Source organism: Bifidobacterium thermophilum, from assembly GCF_037482445.1.
Classification (GTDB): domain Bacteria; phylum Actinomycetota; class Actinomycetes; order Actinomycetales; family Bifidobacteriaceae; genus Bifidobacterium; species Bifidobacterium thermophilum_B.
This window is the reverse complement of sequence record NZ_JBBHLY010000001.1, coordinates 429519-446543: the sequence shown is the minus strand read 5'-3', so window position 1 is coordinate 446543 and position 17025 is coordinate 429519. Positions and strand designations below refer to the sequence as shown.

The window sequence follows — 17025 nt, the reverse complement described above, 5'->3', positions numbered from 1 at the left end:
TTACATAGGGACACCCCCCCCCTGTTTCTGCCGACGCTGGGAGGTTGTGAGTGTCGGTGGAAGGTAAAGGCGGAGCGCGTAAAAGGGGCGCGGCCCTGCGCACCCACCTGTGAAATCGACAAGAGTTCATCTTCCGTTCACCTGAATTGGTCCGCAGCCCCCGTAATCTCCCATACGCTTGAAGTGTCATGAATGGAAAGGTGCCATGTTTATGATGCGGGGCTGCGGCCCCGAGGCACAGGGCGGGATTCCCGCCTGATGTGATTTCAGAGGGATTTGAAGACATGCGAAAGAATTTGCTTGTACGTTCCATCGCTGCTGTTTCCGGTGTCGCCATGCTTGCGGCACTTGGCGCCTGCGGAAACAACGAGCCTGCGTCCGGTAGCTCCAGCGCCGCCGGCAAGTCCACATCGTCCGCCGAGAAGATCTCCGGCGAGTTCCAGGGTGCCGGCGCCTCCTCGCAGCAGTCCGCCGTCGAGGCCTGGATCGCCAGCTACCAGGAGCAGAATCCTGACGCGAAGATCTCGTACAACCCGAGCGGTTCGGGCGCTGGCGTGAGCACCTTCCTCACCGGTGCCACCGCGTGGGCGGGCTCCGACGCCTCGCTGAGCGATGACGAGGTCTCCCAGTCGAAGAGCGTGTGCGCTTCCGGCACCGCGTTCGACGTCCCGGTCTATATTTCCCCGATCGCCATCGTGTTCAACTTGAAGGGCATCTCCGGCAAGGACAAGCACCTCAACCTCGACGGCGAGACCATCGCCAAGATCTTTGACGGCAAGATCACCAAGTGGAACGATGACGCGATCAAGCAGCAGAACCCGAAGGTCGACCTGCCTGACACCGCGATCACCGTGGTCCACCGTTCCGACAAGTCCGGCACCACCAAGAACTTCCTGAGCTACGTCAAGGATGTCGCCCCGGATGCCTGGAGCTACGACCTGAGCGAGAACTGGCCGAATGAGGTCGGCCAGGGCGCCAAGGGCACCGATGGCGTGATCAACACCGTCAGCCAGGCCGACGGCACGATCGGCTACGCCGACGCCTCCAAGGCCGGCGATCTGGGTACGGTCGCCGTGAAGGTCGGCGAGAAGTACGTCCCGTATTCGGCTGAGGCCGCCGCCAAGGTCGTGGACGCCTCCCCGCTCGACGATTCCGCCAAGGGCGACAACCGAGTGGTCGTCAAGCTCGACCACACCACCACCACGGATGGCGCCTACCCGGTCGTGCTGGTCTCCTACGACGTGGTGTGCCCGGCCTACAAGGACGCCAACACCGCGAAGTTCGTGAAGTCCTGGCTCACCTACGTGGTCAGCAAGGACGGCCAGCAGGTCGCCGCCGACAACGCCGGCTCCGCCCCGATGAGCGACACGCTGCGCGCCAAGGTCACCAAGTCGATCGACGCGATCGAGACCAAGTGACCTGCCCGGTACGGTTCGCCCGGGTTTCGTAAGCAACCCGGGCGAACCGCCACTCGCCCGTCAGACGGTATCATCGAAAATGGAATGATGAAACGATTTCAGGCCGCGGCCCGGCTTCCAGCCGGGGCGCGGCCTGAAGACGGTTCCACCATGTGCCCGTGACCCGGGCGTAAGCCCATAAGGAGAACCTGTGAGTTCCGAGAAATCCACCCTCGACCAACCGGTCGGCGGCAAATCAGCGGACAAGATATTCAAATGGGTCGCATTCGCGTGCGGCGCGCTGATTCTTGTTGTCCTGGCCGCGGTCTTTCTCTTCCTCTTCTTCCGCGCCTGGCCGCTGATTGGCGGCGACCAGAACGCCAACAAGGCGACCATCGAGTCGTTCACCGGCGGTAAGGCGCATAATTTCTGGCAGTATGTAGGGCCCCTCGCGTTCGGTACCATCCTGGTCGCGGCGCTCGCCCTGCTCATCGCCTTCTTCGTGTCCGTCGGCATCGCGCTGTTCATCTCGCAGTACGCGCCGAAGGGCCTGGCGACCGCGCTGAGCACGATTGTCGACCTGCTGGCCGCGATTCCGTCCGTGATTTACGGCCTATGGGGCGGCATTGTGCTGGTCCCGGCCATCTACCCGTTCTGGAATTGGGTGGCGAAGTATCTCGGCTGGATCCCGCTGTTCAAGGGGCCTGCCGCGAACCCGGCGCGTACGGTCGCTACGGTGGCCGTGGTGCTCGCCGTTATGATCCTGCCGATCATCACCTCCATGGCGCGTGACGTCTACCTGCAGACCCCGCGTCTGCAGCAGGAGGCGGCGTTGGCGCTCGGCGCCACCAAGTGGGAGATGATCAAGCTCGCGGTGCTGCCGTTCGGCAAGTCGGGCGTAGTGTCCGCGTCGATGCTCGGCCTGGGCCGCGCCCTCGGCGAGACGATGGCCGTGCTCATGATCCTGTCGCCGGGCCTGCACTACTCGTTCAAGATCCTGCAGGCTTCGCGGAACCAGACGATCGCAGCGAATATCGCCGCCCAGTATCCTGAGGCGAACTCCCTGGGCGTGTCCACGCTGATCGCGACCGGCCTCGTGCTGTTCCTGATCACGTTCATCGTCAATTTCATCGCCCGTAAGATCACGCAGAAAGTGAGTGCATGATGACTGCTTCGCAAGAGTATGCGCAAGCCGCCGGCGAGTCGTTGATGAAGGACGCCCCGGTCATTGACTTCGACAAGTTCCAGCCCACGCGCTCGATGATCGCCCGGCGCAAGCGCAAGGACGTGGCGATGGGGGCGCTGATCTCGGTCGCGTTCATTGTCGCGTTGATCCCGCTGTTCTCCGTGCTGTGGACGACGATCGCCAACGGTGTGAAACGCCTGAACCTGAACTTCCTGTCGTACAACATGTCCGGCGTGATCGGCGGCCAGCCGACCGCGTCCGGCGGGTACGGCGGCATCCAGCACGCGATTATCGGCACGCTGGAGATCACGCTCGGCGCGCTGGTCATTTCCGTGCCGATCGGCATCATGTGCTCGGTGTTCCTCATCGAGTATTCGCGTGGCGGCAAGTTCGCCAAGTCCATCGGCCTGCTGGTCGACGTGATGAGCGGCGTGCCGTCGATCGTGGCCGGCCTGTTCGCGTTCTCGATGTTCACGATCCTCGTGGGCCCGGGCACGTTCAACGGCTTCGAAGGTTCGGTCGCATTGTCGCTGCTCATGATCCCGACAGTCGTCAAATCCAGTGAGGAAATGCTCAAGATCGTGCCGAACGATCTGCGTGAGGCCTCATACGCGCTGGGCGTGACCAAGCAGCGGACGATTACCAAGATCGTGCTGCGCACCGCTCTGCCGGGCATCGTGTCCGGCGTGATCCTCGCGATCGCGCGCGTGGTGGGCGAAACGGCCCCGCTGCTCATGACGGCCGGCTACATCTCCACGACCAACGTGAACCTGTTCAGCGGGCAGATGACCACGCTGCCGGTGTACGTCTACCAGGAGTACAGCAAGCTCAAGGTCGCGTGCCCCGCGTCCGCGGGCGCCTCGTGTGTCGCCGACATCCCGATGCAGCGTGCGTGGGCTGCGGCTCTCGTGCTCATCGTGATCGTACTGATTTTGAACCTCATCGGTCGTCTGGTCGCCCGCGTCTTCGCGGTGAAGGCTGAACGCTGACGTGGACGCTTCGGCGTATCCGTGTTCTGGAATTGTCGGAACTATTGAAGGAAAACAATGGGACAACGTATTGATGTCAAGAATCTGAACATCTACTACGGCGATTTTCTGGCCGTGGAGGATGTGAACATCAACATCGAGCCGAATAAGGTGACGGCGTTCATCGGCCCGTCCGGCTGCGGCAAGTCGACTGTGCTGCGCACGCTCGACCGCATGCATGAGATCATCCCGGGCGCTCACGTCAAGGGCGAGGTGCTGCTGGAGGGCCGCAACCTGTATGACAAGGATGTGGATCCGGTGGCTGTCCGCCGCGATGTGGGCATGGTTTTCCAGCGCCCGAACCCGTTCCCGACCATGTCGATCCGCGAGAACGTGCTGGCCGGCGTGAAGCTCAACAACAAGCATCTCAATAAGTCGGACGCCGATGATCTGGTCGAGTGGGCGTTGCGTGGCGCGAACCTGTGGAATGAGGTCAAGGATCGTCTCGACAATCCTGGTATCGGCCTGTCTGGCGGCCAGCAGCAGCGCTTGTGCATTGCGCGCGCTGTGGCTGTGCACCCTCAGGTGCTGCTGATGGATGAGCCGTGCTCCGCGCTCGACCCGATTTCGACGCTGGCCGTGGAGGATCTGATCAACGAGCTGAAGAACGAGTACACGATCGTGATCGTGACCCACAACATGCAGCAGGCGGCCCGTATCGCCGATTTCACCGCGTTCTTCAACCTGAAGGCCGTCGGCCAACCCGGTCACCTCGAGTATTTCGCCGACACGACCACGATGTTCAACAACCCCCAAAACGAAGAAGCCGAACGGTATGTATCGGGACGTTTCGGCTGATATATCAGCCAAAACGTAGCGACAGCCCAGTGGGCTGTCGCAAGCCGGCTTCAGCCGGCCGGAAATCTGGCCCCGCGCGTGATCGCGGGGCTCAGCTATTGCACGTGAGGCTGATTTATCAGCCGAATCGTGGCGATGGCCCGGTGGGCTGTCGCAAGCCGGTTTCGGCCGGTCGGGAAATGTTACCCCGTGCGTGAGCGCGGGGTGTATCCGTTGTCGGCTTTCATCCTGCATCTGATTTGGCGCCGGTCGTCTGCTGTGTCGTACCGATTCATGGGAGTGTATCGCTTATCCCGCCAATCCGTAATAATCTTCCGTACCTGACGTCCCTCCGCCGGGAGTTTATGCGTGTTCTTTTGATTCCGCCCTGTTCTTCCGCGCCGCCGTGGGACTTTTTGCGTAATATGCGGTTAGGACCGTGAACTCCCGCGGCCGTGATTCCGGTCGTGTTGGTATTCCAACGTTTTCTCTGTCACATTACCTGCGAATCCTCATGTCCTGGATGAACTCCCGGGAGTTTTGCCCCTGTCCTGCGGATTCGCCCTAAACTCCCGCTCCGGTGTCCGTGCGCCCGCGATTATCTGCTGTTCTGCGCGTGTCTATCCCGTGCGGTTGCAATGTCCCATGCAGCCGTGAGGCTCTGGGATGCTGGCTCGCCCGAGTCGCCGGGGACTTGTCGGATGCGGGGGCTGACCCTGACCAGCCCTTGCTGCTGTGGGACTTCTCGTCCGATTCGCTGATTCGTCCGTAAACTCCCGTGGGTCTGATTCCGGTCGTGTTGGTATTCCAACGTTTTCTGTGTCACTTTTCCTGTGAATCCTCATGTCCTGGATGAACTCCCGGGAGTTTTGCCCCTGTCCTGCGGATTCGCCCTAATCTCCCGCTCCGGTATCTTCCGACTCCCTCCATATCAGCTCCGCCTGCTCCTCCGCGCATGTTCGATTCCCGCCCGCCTCAGCCTATTCATGCATCAGCCCCGTACCGCCCATGAGCTATCGGTCATGCACGGATCCGCTCTGTGGGTGTCTGCCCCGCATAGTTCAGTATGTATCTGCCGTGTCCGGTCTGCCTGCGGGTATGAGTCCTGTGGGTCTTGGCCTGTGTGGCAGCCAGCCCCTCGCGCATCACCATCGCTGGCGCGTTGACCGCACTGGTGCTCGTAGTCTATCAGTCGTCGTCCGCTGCCATGCCCCGCATCGGCGCGTAGCTTCCCGGATGAAAGCCGTCACTCGGGATCCGTCTCTGGGTTCTCCCATGTTGTCGCGGGACTTCTCGTCCGATTCGCTGATTCGTCCGTAAACTCCCGTGGGTCTGATTCCGGTCGTGTTGGTATTCCGGCGTTCTTCTTGTCACATCAGGGCCGATCCCCGCCCGGGCGCCTAAACTCCCGGGAGTTTTGCCCCTGTCCTGCGGATCCGCCCCAAACTCCCGCCCCCCAACCTCCACATTCCACCCCTCACAACGGCTGCGCGACCGGCCGGAACGCCGTCGTAACGCCGCGCTGGTCGAGTATTCGCGCGACGTTGAGCGCGAAGTGCGCCCGGGCGTCCACGGTGTTGATCGTGTCCGCGTCAATGGTGAAGATGTGCCACCCGTGCTGCTGCAGGCGGTTGCGTTTCGCGTGGTCGTTGCGCCATTGCCTGCGGTCGGTGCGGTGGTGGTCGCCGTCGTATTCGATGCCGACTCGTGCCGCGGGCCATGCGAGGTCAAGCGTGAACGGCATTCCCGAGTTGAAGGCCAGATGGCTGATTTCGTGATTGCATTCGGGCAGGGGCAGCCCGTGCTGGACCAGTGCGAGCCGTACGCGTGTTTCCTGCATGGACATTGACCCGCATGCTATGTATTGTGCGGCTGTGATGCACGCCTTTTTCCCGTGGTATCGTTCCTGCCGGTCGGCGAATCGCCGGATGGTTTCGATGATTGTCGTCTGTGCTGGAATCCGCTGCTGTGGCTGGCTGGCTTGCAGTCGCGCTTGTGTGGCGTGTAGCCGTTGTGCCAGTTCGCGGCTCAGTGGCGCGTTGCCGCCTGCCAGGGTTGTGGCGATGGCGTCGCCGATGATGATGAGTTCTTCCAGTGTGCGCTGTGTGGCGAGTTGCGCCCATGAGTGGATCGGGTCGAGTGTGTGCAGGCCGTTGTGGTGTGCGATTACTGAGGCCGGGCTGCCGATATGCCATCGGTGTTCTTTGATTCCGGTGCCTCGTGCACGTGGCTGGCTTGGTAGGCTTACTGCTTCGAGGAGTCTCAGCGTGGTGTCGCCGTGGCTGCGAAGCGTGGGGACGCATTGGATTTCCAGGGATGTCGCTGCCGCGAAGACGAGGCGCGTACCGGCGTGGTGCGGCAGTGACAGGCATTGCTGTTGTATGGTGGCGCTGCGTTGTTGCAGTTGTTCGCGCAGGCTTTGTGTGTGCTGGGCGGGGTGTTGTCCGTTGATGGCCATGCTGGCGCTCCTTTGTTCTGTTGTGGTTGTTCTGTTGTGGTTGTTCTGTTGTGGTTGTTCTGTTGGTTGTTCCGCTGGTTGTCCTGTTGTTCTGCGCCGCTGCGTTCCGGCGTGTGCTGATGCGGTACCCGTATGCTACGGATGCTTCGGCTGCGAGGCCACCGTGCCCGCCTGATGTGGTCGGAAGACGCCCCGTCGTCTTCATGACTTCTCCACATGGTATGGTGAACGCGTCTGCCGGACCGGGTGCGTGGCGCGCTTTCGTGGCGTCCGCCCGCCGCCCGTCGCCTGGCAGCCAAGCAATCAAAGCAATCAAGGAGAGAGCAGAACCCATGGAGAAGTTCTTCCATCTCAAGGAGAACGGCACCACGGTATCCACCGAGATCACCGCCGGCCTGACCACGTTCTTCGCGATGTCGTACATCATCGTCGTCAACCCGCAGATCCTGAGCCAGACGGGTATGCCGTGGGGCGGCGTGTTCCTCGCCACCATCATCGCCGCGATCATCGGCACGCTGGTCATGGGCCTGTTCGCCAATGTCCCGTACGCGCAGGCCGCCGGCATGGGTCTGAACGCGTTCTTCACGTATACGGTGTGCTTCGGCTTGAAGTTCACATGGCAGGAGACCTTGTGCATGGTGTTCCTGTGCGGCCTGATCAACATCATCATCACGGTCACCAAGATCCGCAAGATGATCATCAAGGCGATTCCTGAGGTGCTGCAGCACGCGATCGGCGGCGGCATCGGCCTGTTCGTCGCGTATGTCGGCATGCTCAATGTCGGCTTCATCACCTTCACCCCGAAGGATACGAAGTCCGCGGGCAAGGGTCTGGCAACCGCTGCGACCCCGGGCCTGGCCACGCTGAACAACCCGACGCTGTGGCTGTTCCTCATCGGCCTGCTGCTGGCCATCGTGTTCACGGTGACCAAGGTGAAGGCCGGCCTGCTGCTGACCATCATCATCACCACGATCATCGGCATCCCGATGGGCCTGACCACGATGTCGAATTCCGTGTCGATCGGCGAGACCTTCTCCCAGCTGCCGACCACGTTCGGCGCGATTTTCAGCGCTAAGGGCTTCCCGGCCCTGTTCTCCGACCCGGCGCGTATCCCGCTGGTGCTGGTGACGATTTTCGCGTTCTCGATGTCCGACACCTTCGACACGCTGGGCACCTTCATCGGTACGGGACGCCGCAGCGGTATCTTCTCCGACGAGGATGAGAAGGCCTTGGAGAACGGCTCCGGTTTCAGCTCGAAGATGGATCGCGCGCTGTTCGCCGATTCCATCGCCACGTCGATCGGCGCGATTTTCGGCACTTCGAACACGACGACCTATGTGGAGTCCGCGGCTGGTATCGGCGCCGGCGGCCGCACTGGCCTGACGTCGGTTGTGGTGGCGATCTGCTTCGCCCTGTCCGCGTTCCTGTCCCCGGTGATCTCCGCTGTCCCGTCCGCCGCGACGGCCGGCGTGCTGGTGATTGTCGGCTGCATGATGGCCGCGAGCCTGAAGGAAATCGCATGGGACAACATCGATGACGCGATTCCGGCGCTGTTCGCCGCCGTGTTCATGGCGTTCTCCTACTCGATTTCGTACGGCATCGCCGGCGGTTTCATCACGTACTGCATCGTGAAGACCTGCAAGGGCAAGGCGAAGGAGGTTCATCCGGTGATCTGGGTGGTCTCTGCGCTGTTCATCCTTGATTTCGTCTGCATGGCGGTGCTCTGACCGTAGGGCGGTGAATTGCCGGCGGGTGTCTGCCGGGGTGTTGCGGGGCTGTCGCGTTGCGGCGGCCCCGTTCGCTATGCCGCAGGGATGCTATACCGCGGGGTGGTGTGCCGTGGGGAGGGTGCGCCACGGGCATGGTGTGCCGCGGTGGAGGATTCGCCGTGGGGGATATCGCGGGGGTCCGGCTGGTGCCGGCGTGTCGTTTTTCCCTGTACGCTACAACGATGTGGTGAGCCCGCCGCATGATTGATGTCAAACGTTCGACGGAAATCATCCGACAGGGGCTCCGACGTGGAAACGCGGCAAGTGCCCGGTGCTGTACTCCACCATGGCAGGTGGAACTCGGCTATACTAGACGATAGTGCGGAACTATGTCCAAGGGGGTTCCCTCCTTGGGTTTGTCGGGCGGCGGTTGACCCGGTGCCGCGCGTGAGATGTATCCGTCTGGCCGGTATCCGGCAGGCGAATGAGGAAGGTGACACATGGTGAAGCTTTGGAAGGCGAGGGCTCCGAAGCACAGTGGCGGCGGGGCGTCCAGGTATGCGCACGGCAATGGGGTGGCGTTGCGCACATCCGCGCGTCGTCTGTCTGTCATCGCCACGGCGGTATGCGTGGCGTCGGCCATGATGTTGTCGTATGTGGTGGCGTTCACCGCGAAGGGTGATTCCACGCTCACAGGAGGCGCTTGGGATGACTCGATCACCGATGACGGCGCCATATCCCCGCCAAAGACCTTGTCGCTCGGCGACAATGTTACGACGACGAACGACCCGGATACCGGCGTCGCCACCTATGTGGGCGGCAACATGTACGTCGGCGAGAAGATCGGCTCGAATTCCGCTGAGGTGCAGAAGAATCTCAACAGTGCTACCGGTATCACCGGATCCTATGCGGCAGAGGCCGAGGGTCTGACCTTGGTTGATGGGCGCCTGGTCATGAAGCAGGTCAAAAACAGCTGGGGCGGCCTGGGTTTCCGCTTCGGCGTGGTGGGCTTCGGCTCCCAGTTCCGTCCCGCTGAAACATATACGGATGGTGAGGGTATTGAGCAAGATGCCAGTGTGCTGGCTGTGCACGGTTTGGACAAGTCTGACATCACCCAGCTGATGAACAGCAGTGACACTGATGTTGCGGCTTGGGGAACCGGACAGGCCAACAACTATGGCGGTGGCTGGGTTGGTTTCCCTAGCGGTGGTCGAGAATTCAGATACATGGCGACGGTACCGTCTGATTCATCGGTTTCCCGTGAATGGGGCAATTCTACAACGCCAAAATACACCTCTTTGGCCAGGGTGCTATCTGGCGCTCGAATGGAAGGCAGCTGGGACACGCTTGAGGACCCCGCCAACTCCTTCAAGATCAACGGTGTTGAATACGCCAACTTCGGCACCGATACCCTGCAAAAGGAATCACAGAACCTTACCGGCTTCACCGCCAATGGCACCTACACCACGGGCAGTGCGCCGGACGCGAGCGGCCTGACGCGGTACAAGTACGATTACTTCAAACATGAGGTCTACAACACCCAGACCGTTGACAGCTACAAGTTCGAATTCACCAGCGGTGTGAACGAGAAGCTCATCACCCTGACCGGCGATGGCGAATCGGCCCTGCAGGTCTTCGACGTCAAGGCCTCGGACCTGTCGAACGGCACATACTCCGGCGTCGACTTCTGGTTCCGCAACATCCCCGACACCGCATCCGTGGTGGTGAACGTGGTCAACGATGACGGCACCTCAACAAGCACGAACACCGTGGACTTCAACAACGGCTGGCGCATATGGTGGGGCGGCGACGCCACCTCCTCGATTACTGATTCCGACGTGACGGAAATCGGCGGGTACTACTCCTACACCAACTCGGACAGCGATAACGACCCTAACATGTATGCCAAGCGTGCCCAGCAGGTGCTCTGGAACTTCCCGTACACCACGCAGCTGACCATCCGCGGCGGCAAAGGCACCGGCAACCAGACGGTGAAATCGAAGACAGGTGTCGAGGGAACCTCCAGGCAGATGACCACGAGCGACGACCCTGCGGCGGCGTGGATCGGCAGTATTTACGTGCCCGACGGCGGCTTCCAGTCGCATGTGTCCACCAACGGCCGCGTGTATGTGGGTGGGGATTTCGAGATGGACAACTCCACGAAGGTGCAGTACTCCGACGGTTCCCAGTTCACCAATTTCGAAGGCGGCAACTCCGCTTCGGTCATCGATATGGACCAGGAACGCCATAACCTGCCCTGGAACGCGTATTACACGCAGGACAGCTCCGCCATCGGCTGGGGCAAAGTCGACAACTCGGATAACAAAACGTTGCTTTCGGGAGCCTCGTGGAGCGTATACGGCTCACTCGATGACGCGAAGAGCGGCACCAAGGCCATCATCTCGGTGACTGACAACGGCAGTAACGATTGGAACACCGAGGAAGGCAAGGTCATCGTCAAAGGGCTCAAGCCGAACGCGAACTATTACATCAGAGAGACGACGGCGCCGGAAGGTTACCAGCTCAACACCAACATCTATACCGTTCAGACCAAGCAGAAAGGGGATGCCAACGTTAATTTCCTGACGTCGAGGGTGTACGACAAGGACGGTAAGGAAATCACTGCTTCCGATGACCAGATGATGCACTCCGTCACGGCTGATGACGGCCGTACCGCTTACGCGATCGGCGACAAGAAGAAGGGCGGCAGCGTCAGCTGGATGAAATACGCCAAGGACGACAGCTCGAAGACCGGACTTGCCGGATCAAGCTGGACCCTCACGAAAACCGATGCCAGTACAGCCACCAGTTGGACAGTGAACGACAACACCACTGCGGCCACCGGCATAACCCTGACCCAGGGCGATACCACGGTCGGTGGCGGCAGTGTGCAGGTCGAGGCGTACAAGACCATCACCCTGGAAGCTTCCGTGACCCCAGCTGAGGCGAGCCAGCAAGTGACATGGAAATCGTCCGACACCAACATCGCCGTGGTGACCGACGGCGTGGTCACCGGCGTCGCGGCCGGGACATCCAGCATTACGGCCTGTTCGGTTACGAACAGTAGCATCTGCTCGAGCGTGACTGTTACGGTCAACGCCGTCAATGTCAATTCGTTGACGGTGACCAGCGGCGGTTCCACCGTGGCCGAAGCCTCAGGCGACGCAGACAAGACGGTGAGCGCCGAGGCTGACGTTAAAATGTTCGTCAACAAGACGCAACTGTTCCAAGCGACCGCCGACCCGGACACCGTGGCAACCAGCTGGTCCGCGTTGAATCCCGACATCGCCACGGTCAGTGACTCCGGTCTGGTGACCGCGAAGAAGACCGGAAGCACCACGGTGGTTGCCACAGCGGGCAACAAGTCGGTCAGGCTCCATGTCACCGTCATCGATGTCGACAGCTCCAAGATGGTGGTCTACTTCCATCACACGGAGTCCGGTTGGACGGGTGACGTCTACCTCAAGTACCAGAAGAACGACGGCACGTGGCTGACTGTCGGCAACTACGTCAAGATGAAGCAGGCCTCCTGCAGCGGCGACTACGTGTACGCCATCATCGACAAGGCGACTTCCGGCAAGCAGTTCCTGTTCTCGAACAACAACACGAACGACAGCACGGCGGGCTGGTACAAGGCCACCGGCAACGCGAATTTCTCGTTCACCAGCGGATCCGCCATCACCGTGGGCGTCGGCAAGGCGACGGATGGCGCCCCGGACGGGACCAGCTGCCCGACCGAAGTGACTTCGGACCTGGTCGGTTCCTCGACCACTACGGCCGCGGCGAAGACCTCCGGGACCGTTATCAATGCGACGGGAAAGACCTTGTCAACCGGCACCGGCACGTCGCATGCCTCGGATGCCGTGGTCAGGACCACGACGGACGGTGCCGAGCCGGCCCTGCGACTGGCCGCTGACACCGACACGTTGGAAGATACGGACAGCGGCGTCGGCAAGTTCACCGTGAAGGATCTGGACGACGGCACGTACACGCTGAAAGAGGCGACCGCACCGACGGGGTATACGCTCAACGCCACGTCGTATTCCTTTACGGTCGAAGACGGCAAGGTGACTTGGGATAACGGCGTCGCAAGCCTCGTGGACGCCGACGGCGTGCTCCAGGTGCCCGACACCCAGACCGTGGTGACATGGTACAAGGTCGACGGCAGCAACGCGAACGACCCCAGTCATTCCGGCAAGCTTTCCGGCTCGCAATGGAAGATCACCGATGCGTCGGGTGACGTGTTCTGCCTCGCGGACAACAACGCGCAGATCGATCCCTCGCGCTGCGTCGGCGACACGACCGCATACCAGGATGCGGATGGTGCGGATGGCGTCATCAGCGTCAAGGGCCTGCCTGTCGGCACGTACACGCTGAAGGAGACGGTGGCCCCGACCCTGTACCAGCTGGCGGACAACACCAAATACACCTTCACGGTGACCACTGACGCCTCCACGGCGGTCAAGATCGACAGCTCTTTCACTGACCTCAACGGGAATGGCAATAAGATTCTCAACATGGGCATGACCGGTTCGGTCACGTGGAAGAAGACCGACGAGAAAGGTGATGCACTGGACGGGTCTGAATGGCTGTTGACCTTGTACCCCGACTATGCACCCAACACCCCGAAGTACAAAAAGACCGTCACTGATTGGATCGACACCACGTCGGCAACCAATACATGCGCAGGGTGGAACTGCGATACCAACCCGGGCAAGGGCGAAATCACCTTGAAGAACCTTCCGTGGGGCAGGTACGAGCTCAAGGAGACGAAGGCGCCTGCCGGCCACCAGCTGTCGACTAAGACTTACGGGTTCACCATCGTGCGCGCTTCGCAGTCCGATTCGATGGACCGTACCACGTTGGATATCGACCTGGGTTCCATCGAGAATGAGACTTCCATCACATCTCTACCATTGACGGGAGGTGAGTGGACTCCACGTAATGTGGTGATAACGGGCCTGGTCGTGCTCGGCGTGGCAGCGGTGTCGTATGGCATCGCGCGGCGTCGCAGGCGCAGGTGACCGTGACCGGGGGGGCATGCCGGGACGCCGGCAATCAGCTGATTGCAGGCGTTTCAATTGCCTCCCCTTGCCGCGGCGGGGGTATAACATGGTGTATAGCCACGTCGAAGTCGGCAAATAATGCAACAGATTGTTCCAGTCTCGTGTGTGAACACGCGTCGGGAAGGGGCAGAAGGACAACCTTCTGCACGCAAACACAATGAAGGAGAAAGATCATGAAGACTTCTTTGAAGAGGTTCTTCGCGGGTGTGGCCGCTGCGGCCATGGCCGTTGGCGGTCTGGCGCTTGGCGCCACGTCCGCGCAGGCCGCGGGCCCGGTGGCCTCGACCCAGAAGGGTAGCCTGACGGTGAACGCGTCGAACGGTACCGCGGGGCATGCGTTGACGGCGTATCTGGTGGCCGCGTATAACGGCGATTACACGGCGAAGACCGATGGCTCGCTGGATCTCGATACGTTCAAGTACGTGGTCCCGTCGGCTGACGAGTCGGCCGTGGAGGACGCGTTGACGGCTGCGGGCGTGACGGCTTCGGCGTCGGGTTCCGCGACGATCGCGGAGGAGGGCCTCAAGCAGCTGACCGGCCAGAGCGCCGACACGCCGTTCGGCTACACGGCTGGCACGGCTACGGCCTCGGCCGCGGAACGCAAGTTCGCGGACGCTTTGGCCGCGAAGATCAAGGACGGCTCGTGGAAGCCGTCCAATACGCAGACCCTGACCGCGGGTGACGGCAAGTTCACCGCGGACCTGGATCCTGAGGGCCTGTACCTGGTGGTCGACACGTATGCGCAGACCGACAATTCGAACAGCACGCAGTCGGTGCCGATGCTCGTGGGCACGAAGTTCGCGAACGCCGATATCAAGACGCAGCCGACCGGCGTGGGCGAGGTCGATATGAAGAACACGACGCTCCCGGTGGGCAAGGAGGTCGTGACGGATGGTACCGGCGCGACCGCGGACAACACCCCGTCGTACAACATCGGCGATACCGTGTACTTCCATTTGACCACGAAGATCCCGGATTACAGCGGCTACGAGGCCGACCCGACCCTGCAGGACAAGCAGAAGACCCGCCTGCTGAGCCTGGTCGACGAGTTCGAGGCGGGCAAGTTCACCGGCACGCAGGTCGTGTCCGTGAAGGATTCCACGACCGCGATCGGCGACCTGCAGGAGGGCACGGACTATGAGGTGACCGGCGAGGGCACGGACACGGTGACCGTGGACCTGAAGCGGCTGGTCAACGGTGCCGATGGCGCGAAGACCGGCTGGAAGGCCGGCGACGTGATTGACGTGGTCGTCTCGGGCGTGCTGTCCGCGGACGCGACCACCACCGACACCGTGAACAACGAGGACGACAAGACCGGCGCGGATAAGAAAGGCAACTCGAACAAGGTCACGCTGAACTATTCGAACAACCCGAAGGACAATTCGCAGCAGAACAAGGTGCCGGGCCCGGTCGTGAACGTGTACTCGTTCAACCTGAACGTGAAGAAGGTCGACCAGGACAACAAGCCGCTGGCCGGCGCCGAGTTCCAGATCTCGAACGAGGCAGGTACCCTGCTGTACTTCACCAAGTCCGGCAGCACGTACACGCCCGCCAAGGCCGGCGCGGCGGGCGCGACGAGCACCCTGGTGTCCGCCGAGACCACCGGCGCAATCAACGTGAAGGGCCTGAAGGCGGGCAAGTACACTGTCAAGGAGACGAAGGCCCCGGCGGGCTTCTTCCAGGGCGCGCTGCCGTCCTACACGGTCACGATCGCCGAGCACTACACGAACGACGACAAGAACACGACCCGCCCGTCCAAGTCGGGTGACGACTGGCTGACCACGCTGACGTACACGTACACGACGCTGGACGCGAACAAGCTGGTCACCAAGGACACCACGTCCACCGCCGCGCCGGACACGTCGACCGCGACGGTGAAGAACGTGAAGTCGATCACGCAGCTGCCGAAGACCGGTGCCGCGGGCATCGCGTTCTTCAGCGTGATCGGCGTGGCGATTGTCGCGCTGGCCGCCCTGTTCGCGGTCCGCGCGCGCAAGGCCTCCCGTCTGGCCTGAACGCGTATGACGCGGTAGCGGCGCGCCCGGCGCCCGTGTAGCGCCCCCGTGCCATACTCCCTGTGGAGCCCTGCGGCCCCGGATACGGAATCCCCGCATCCCCGGCCGCAGGGCTCCACGCATTTCCTCTCCCTCCTGCCTCTGCAGACGCTGACGCGCTGCTCACCGTCGGCAGAAGGTGGCGGGTTGTTGCCTGATGTCGCTCGCCGTCACCATACGGTAAGGTTGTAGCGGAAGGAGCGGCAATGCGACACAACCAACACCGCGGTCACACCACGGATCAGCAGGACGCCAGCAGCGTCAGCCGCCCAGACACACCATCCGCAGCTGGCAACACGCAAACCGGGGCTTCGCCATCCGGCGCGGCATCATCCGGTGCCACGGCATTCGTCCCCAACCCGGGCACCATGCCCGAACTGTTCGCGCCCGACCACGCCGAACGCATGCGCCAGGCCCGGTCGGCACGCCTGCAGGCGCGCATATTCACCGCCATCGCCATCATCTGCGCCATCGTCGGCATCTCCATCATCGGCTACCCGTATGCGCTGCAATTCATCGACCACCAGCATCAGGCGCAGCTCGCCGCTCAAGTCGACAAGAACGTCAATGGCTGGCCCTACCCCCAAGCCAAGGAAGCGCTTGCCGCGGCTCGCGCCTACAACAGGAAGCTCGCCGCCGACGGCCAGCCGACCATCGGCGAGGCGCAAGACCCGTTCACCACCGACTCCGGCCGCTCCACCACCAACGACGACAACGATTCGATGTCAGCGCAGGACGCCACGTACATGAGCCTGCTCAACGCGTCCAACGACGGCATCATGGGCTCGATCGTCATCCCGAAGATCTCCGTGAACCTGCCCATCTACCATGGCACGAGCGCGAACTCCCTGAACCGCGGGTCCGGTCACCTGTACGGTACGTCGCTGCCGGTCGGCGGCAAGAACACGCACGCCGTGCTCACCGGGCACCGCGGCATGGTCAGCGCCCTCATGTTCACCCGCATCGACGAGCTCAACAAGGGCGACGACTTCTACGTCAAGGTCATGGGGGAGACGCTCGCCTACCAGGTGGATTCGATCACCGTGATCCTGCCGACCGAAGGCGACCGGTATCTGCGCATCAGGCCCGGCGAGGACCGGGTCACGCTCATGACCTGCACGCCGTACGGCGTCAACACGCATCGCCTGCTGGTGTCGGGCCACCGCGTGCGCATGCCCGTGCCCGCCCCCTACCCGCAGGACGCCCGCGGCGACGCCCGCCTGCTTGGCATCATCGTCACCGCCGCCGCCGTCGGCATCACCCTTATCGGCTGGACGGTGCTGCACCGCAACAACCGCTGGATGCCCATCCAACACACCACCAATCGTCACGGCTTCTGACGCGACACGC

Annotated in this window: 9 protein-coding genes; 8 read left to right on the top strand and 1 reads right to left on the bottom strand. The window is 62.0% G+C overall.

Annotated elements, in window-relative coordinates; genetic code table 11:
* Window positions 1-284: 284 nt before the first annotated feature.
* The 4 genes from pstS (at window position 285) to pstB (ending at window position 4409) form a co-directional block, all read left to right on the top strand.
* Window positions 285-1418, top strand: coding sequence for a phosphate ABC transporter substrate-binding protein PstS (gene pstS / locus WD012_RS01840; protein ID WP_339562078.1), 1134 nt, complete (start codon window positions 285-287; stop codon window positions 1416-1418).
* A gap of 190 nt (window positions 1419-1608) precedes the next feature.
* Complete coding sequence (pstC, locus tag WD012_RS01835; protein WP_339562077.1) at window positions 1609-2562, top strand: phosphate ABC transporter permease subunit PstC; 954 nt, start codon at window positions 1609-1611, stop codon at window positions 2560-2562.
* A complete protein-coding gene (gene pstA / locus WD012_RS01830) occupies window positions 2559-3572 on the top strand; it encodes a phosphate ABC transporter permease PstA (protein ID WP_339562076.1) in 1014 nt (337 codons plus the stop codon). Before pstC ends, pstA begins: the two co-directional genes overlap by 4 nt.
* A 57-nt stretch (window positions 3573-3629) precedes the next feature.
* On the top strand, window positions 3630-4409 hold the full coding sequence (gene pstB, locus WD012_RS01825; RefSeq protein WP_339562075.1) for a phosphate ABC transporter ATP-binding protein PstB: 780 nt from the start codon (window positions 3630-3632) through the stop codon (window positions 4407-4409).
* A 1456-nt stretch (window positions 4410-5865) separates the two neighbouring features.
* Here the strand turns inward: pstB and WD012_RS01820 are convergent.
* Window positions 5866-6846 carry an endonuclease domain-containing protein gene (locus WD012_RS01820; RefSeq protein WP_339562074.1) on the bottom strand — a complete coding sequence of 327 codons (981 nt, stop codon included), beginning with the start codon at window positions 6844-6846 and terminating at the stop codon, window positions 5866-5868.
* A 332-nt stretch (window positions 6847-7178) separates the two neighbouring features.
* Between WD012_RS01820 and WD012_RS01815 the strand changes: the two genes are divergently transcribed.
* The 4 genes from WD012_RS01815 to WD012_RS01800 all read left to right on the top strand — a co-directional run bounded on the left by WD012_RS01815 (window position 7179) and on the right by WD012_RS01800 (window position 17015).
* Complete coding sequence (locus WD012_RS01815; protein WP_339562073.1) at window positions 7179-8573, top strand: NCS2 family permease; 1395 nt, start codon at window positions 7179-7181, stop codon at window positions 8571-8573.
* A gap of 482 nt (window positions 8574-9055) precedes the next feature.
* Window positions 9056-13579, top strand: coding sequence for a SpaA isopeptide-forming pilin-related protein (locus tag WD012_RS01810; RefSeq protein ID WP_339562072.1), 4524 nt, complete (start codon window positions 9056-9058; stop codon window positions 13577-13579).
* 215 nt (window positions 13580-13794) lie between these two features.
* Window positions 13795-15636, top strand: a complete 1842-nt coding sequence (locus tag WD012_RS01805; RefSeq protein ID WP_339562071.1) for a SpaA isopeptide-forming pilin-related protein — start codon at window positions 13795-13797, stop codon at window positions 15634-15636.
* A 245-nt stretch (window positions 15637-15881) separates the two neighbouring features.
* Window positions 15882-17015 (top strand): class C sortase, encoded by a 1134-nt coding sequence (locus tag WD012_RS01800; protein ID WP_339562070.1) that lies wholly within the window; start codon window positions 15882-15884, stop codon window positions 17013-17015.
* Window positions 17016-17025 lie beyond the last annotated feature (10 nt).